Origin of the sequence: Corallococcus sp. AB045 (assembly GCF_003668895.1) — a bacterium.
GTDB classification, from domain to species: domain Bacteria; phylum Myxococcota; class Myxococcia; order Myxococcales; family Myxococcaceae; genus Corallococcus; species Corallococcus coralloides.
This window is the reverse complement of sequence record NZ_RAWN01000366.1, coordinates 1-3974: the sequence shown is the minus strand read 5'-3', so window position 1 is coordinate 3974 and position 3974 is coordinate 1. Positions and strand designations below refer to the sequence as shown.

Annotated in this window: 6 protein-coding genes; 3 read left to right on the top strand and 3 right to left on the bottom strand. The window is 71.2% G+C overall.

What is annotated here, in order from left to right; genetic code table 11:
• From D7Y21_RS40525 to D7Y21_RS40515, 3 genes are all read right to left on the bottom strand, one after another.
• On the bottom strand, window positions 1–505 hold a 505-nt coding region (locus D7Y21_RS40525; RefSeq protein WP_147469526.1), incomplete at its 3' end, for a HupE/UreJ family protein.
• A 40-nt stretch (window positions 506–545) separates the two neighbouring features.
• Window positions 546–1115 (bottom strand): hypothetical protein, encoded by a 570-nt coding sequence (locus tag D7Y21_RS40520; protein WP_120568164.1) that lies wholly within the window; start codon window positions 1113–1115, stop codon window positions 546–548.
• Entirely contained in the window at window positions 1112–1270 is a 159-nt protein-coding gene (locus tag D7Y21_RS40515) for a lmo0937 family membrane protein (RefSeq protein ID WP_120545937.1), read from the bottom strand. The genes D7Y21_RS40520 and D7Y21_RS40515 overlap by 4 nt, the downstream gene beginning before the upstream one ends.
• Window positions 1271–1561: 291 nt before the next feature.
• Between D7Y21_RS40515 and D7Y21_RS40510 the strand changes: the two genes are divergently transcribed.
• The 3 genes from D7Y21_RS40510 to D7Y21_RS40500 all read left to right on the top strand — a co-directional run bounded on the left by D7Y21_RS40510 (window position 1562) and on the right by D7Y21_RS40500 (window position 3963).
• Window positions 1562–2299 (top strand): lytic transglycosylase domain-containing protein, encoded by a 738-nt coding sequence (locus tag D7Y21_RS40510; RefSeq protein WP_120568165.1) that lies wholly within the window; start codon window positions 1562–1564, stop codon window positions 2297–2299.
• A 220-nt stretch (window positions 2300–2519) separates the two neighbouring features.
• Window positions 2520–2846, top strand: a complete 327-nt coding sequence (locus D7Y21_RS40505) for an STAS domain-containing protein (protein WP_120568166.1) — start codon at window positions 2520–2522, stop codon at window positions 2844–2846.
• Window positions 2847–2982: 136 nt separating this feature from the next.
• The gene (locus tag D7Y21_RS40500; RefSeq protein WP_120568167.1) at window positions 2983–3963 is read left to right on the top strand and encodes a MoxR family ATPase; all 981 of its coding nucleotides are present in this window, start codon (window positions 2983–2985) and stop codon (window positions 3961–3963) included.
• The last annotated feature ends 11 nt before the right edge of the window (window positions 3964–3974 follow it).

Below are 3974 nucleotides of genomic sequence, written 5' to 3'. Positions count from 1 at the left end.
CCTCCACCCCCAGGTTGAAGCCCAGGAGCGCCGGCACCACGGCCGTCCCCACCCCATGGCCGCCGAGCACGCTCGCGAAGCCCAGCCCATGCACCAGGCCGAACAGGAAGGTGAGCCCCGCGCGGTGCCCGTGCTGGCGCAAGAGCAGGTTCTCCAGCGCCATGTAGAGGATGGACGCGGCGATCGCGGCCTCGGCCCACCGCGTGCTCCGCGCGTCCAGCGTCACCCAGCCCAGGGCCGTGAGCCCCAGCGTCAGTGAGTGCGCCAGCGTGAACGACGTCACCAACAAGAGGATCCGCCGGAACGAGCCGCCCACCAACAATACCGAGAAGAGGAACAGGAGATGATCCGCCCCGGCCAGGATGTGGCGGATGCCCTCGCCCACCCAGCCGGCGAAGCCGCTCACCGCCTCGGGCGCGACCTCCATTTCATGGGCGTGGGCGGCGGCCGGTCCCAACAGGAGCAGGGCCAGCAACACCACCCGGGCTGCGGGGAACGGCTTCATCGCGCGAAGGAGCCTGCCCTCCGCGCGCCCTGCCCGTCCACTACTCGCGCACGAACTCCAGCTGCACCTGGTGGCGGCCCGAAAGCCCGCCGTGGTGCGCGCCGCAGCGCGGACAGACCATCGGCAGATCCCATTCCCACTGCGCCTGCACCTCGTCCCCGCAGCAGACCATGGGGAGCGTGCGCAGCATCTCCTCGTCCGGAGGCAGCGGCCGGGGCAGCGGCTCCGGCGCCACGGAGACGAAGGTGGGCCGCGGGTTCTGGGACAGCGTGCGCTGCACGTACGCCAACTGCTCGTACCGCACGTGGTTCGCCCACGCGCGCGCCATCTGCTCCACGTGCGCGGACTGATCCGGCGTGAGCCACGCGTCCGGCAGCGCGCGGTGGCCGCAGTACAGGCAGTGCCACGCGGGCAGCTCCTCGGGCGTGTACGCCTCGTGGAGGTTCTCGAAGGGGAAGTAGCCCGCGAGCAGCCGCTGTAGCATCCCCGCGTCGTGGCGGCTGGGCCGCGTCTTGAAGGAGCGCTGGCAGCGGGGACATTCGCGCCGCACGAAGCCCGCCTTGTCCCGCGGCAGCTCCAGCCACGCCATGTCCAGCTCCGGCACGTTCATGCCAGCCCCCGCCGGCGCCCCAGCGACGCGACGGCCAGCACGAACGCGATGACCGAGAACACCAGGAGGAGGTGCACCCACTGCCCCTCCGTTGAACCGGTGATCAGCCCCATCACCCACAACACCATCAAGATGATGCCCATGGTCCAGTACACGCCACGCCTCCCGCCACACAGGGCCCCGAAAGTCAGACCGGGCCCAAGCTAGGAACGCGGAGGCAGCGCGGCAACAGGCGGAGCTTTCTGCAGGGTCAGGTTGGGAAACAAACTTCCCAGGCCGGGCATTTTTTCCGGATGCCGTGGGCCATGCCGGTCCTGTTTCAGCCCTTCTCTTAAGGATCCGTGAGGCAGCTGGCGCACGCTACGTACGCTGGCACGTTGCCTGCTTAGCCGCTGGGTGTGGGCGAGTCAGCGGGCGCGGGTGGTTGGGCGCCAGGGGAGGGCGAGATGCGGGGTTGGACGGTGGCGATGGCGGCGGCGGTGGTGCTGATGGGGACGAACGCGGTGGCGTTCCCGGTGCAGGTGCCGGTGGGTGCGCAGGGGGAAGCGCCGGACGTCGCGGCCCTGAGGGCGCAGCTGGCGGAGAAGGACGCACAGCTCAAGGCCGCCCTGGCCCGGTTGCAGCACTACGAGGACGAAGCGGACTACCTCCGCGCGGAGCAGATGGGCGTGGCCGAGGCCGTGCGCGCCTCCGGGCTCCCGGAGCGGCAGCAGCGCCGGCTGGCGGTGGCCATCGTCCGCGAGGCGGAGCGCAACAACCTGGATCCGCTGCTGGTGGTGGCGCTGATCCGCTGCGAGTCGTCCTTCAACAACTACGCGGTGTCCGGCGTGGGCGCCATGGGCCTCATGCAGGTGATGCCGGACACGGGCAAGTACCTGGCGGAGAAGTCCGGCTGGCGGCTGGGCCGCCACACCAACCTCTTCGACTTCGAGACGAACGTGAACCTGGGCACCGCGTACCTGGCGGACCTCATCAACCGCTTCGGCTCCGTGGAGGGCGCGCTCGTCGCCTACAACGCGGGTCCCGGGCTGGCCAGGCGCATCCTCGCCAAGAAGGAGAACCGGGTGAAGTTCATGGCCGGCTACCCCGCCAAGGTCGTGAAGGAGTTCCGCAAGCTGAAGGCCCAGCAGGAGCGCGCCATCAGCCTGCGTGCCGGGCAGACGACACCCGACCGCAAGGGTTGACCGCTGCGTGACACGCGCTCCGCTCGCTCGCCAACACTCCAGCCGAAGTTGCATGCCCGCCACTGACCTGATCGCCGGTGAAGGTGCACTGTTCGGCTCCGGCTGTGCACCCCCACCCCCCGGTGGGAACCCGGACCACCCCTGTGGTCCGGAAACGTGCGGCAGCCGCCATTACATCGCGAGCTGCACACACGTGCATACCTCAGCGGGAGCGCGGATCATGACGGGGCTTCAGATTCATCGGGAGGAGGAGGCGGCGGGTCGGATCACGCTGCGCTTGGAAGGGACGCTGGACGGCCGTACTGCCCAGGAGCTGCGCAACTCGCTCCAGGCGCTGGGCCAGAGCGAGGTCGTGCTGGACTTCGCGCATCTTCGTGAGTTCAAGGACAGCGCGGTGGGCATCCTGACCCACGGCCTGAAGGACGGCGCCGTGCAGCTGCGCGGGCTGGCCACGCACCACGAGCGGATGTTCCGCTACTTCGGCGTGCTGTCCTCGCCGACGACGCACCGGGCGTACTACACGCCCGAGGACATCCTCTCCGTCTGAGACTGGGTGGCCCTCCGGGCCGCGTGCATCCCCGGCAAGTGCCCGCGCCTCCAAGGCAGGCGGGCATCCGGCGAGGAACACGGGTGGCCTGGAGGGGTGCCGGCGGGCGTTCGCCTGGGCTAGAGTCCGCGCCCAGATGACCCAGCCCGCTCGCGTCCTCGGTCCAGTTCCCTCCCCTGCTTCCGCGCGCGCGGTGATGGAGCGGCTCGCCGCCCAGCTTGGCCGCGCCGTGCAGGGCAAGCCGGAGGAGGTGCGGCGCGTCGTCACCTGCGTGGTGGCAGGCGGGCACCTGCTGCTGGAGGACATGCCCGGCGTGGGCAAGACGACGCTGGCGGAGGCCCTGGCCCGCGCGTGCGCCCTGTCCTTCTCACGCATCCAGTTCACCGCGGACCTGCTGCCGACGGACATCCTGGGCGCGCAGGTGTTCCACGCGCAGACGGCCACCTTCTCCTTCCGGCCCGGGCCGCTGTTCCGGCAGCTGGTGCTGGCGGACGAGCTCAACCGCGCGCCCCCGCGCACCCAGTCCGCGCTCCTGGAGGGCATGGCCCAGGGCCAGGTGTCGCTGGACGGGCAGACCCACGCACTGCCCTCGCCCTTCACCGTGGTGGCCACCCAGAACCCGGTGGACTTCTCCGGCACCTATCCGCTGCCGGACTCGCAGCTGGATCGCTTCCTCGTGCGCCTGTCGCTGGGCCACCCGGCGCCGGACGTGGAGGCGCGCCTGCTCACCACGCGCGGCGCGGCGTCCCCGCTGCCGTCGGTGGAGGCGGTGACGGGGCCGGAGGAGCTGGCGTCGCTGCGTGAGTTCGCCCAGGACGTGAAGCTGGACGCGGCGGTGGCGGACTACGTGGTGCGGCTGGCGCGGGCCACGCGCGAGCACGGCGACCTGGAGCGCGGCGCGTCCACCCGCGCGGTGCTGGCGCTGGGGTCCGCGGCGCGGGCCCAGGCGTTGTGGGAGGGGCGCGACTTCGTCACCCCCGGCGACGTGCGCGCCATGCTGGTGCCCTGCTGGGCGCACCGCGTGCTCTTGAGGAGCGCAGTACAGGGCGTGTCCGCGCGGGACGAGGCGGCGCACCTGGTGGAGGAGATCGCCCGCAAGGTGGCGGCGCCCCGGTGAAGGCCCCCGCC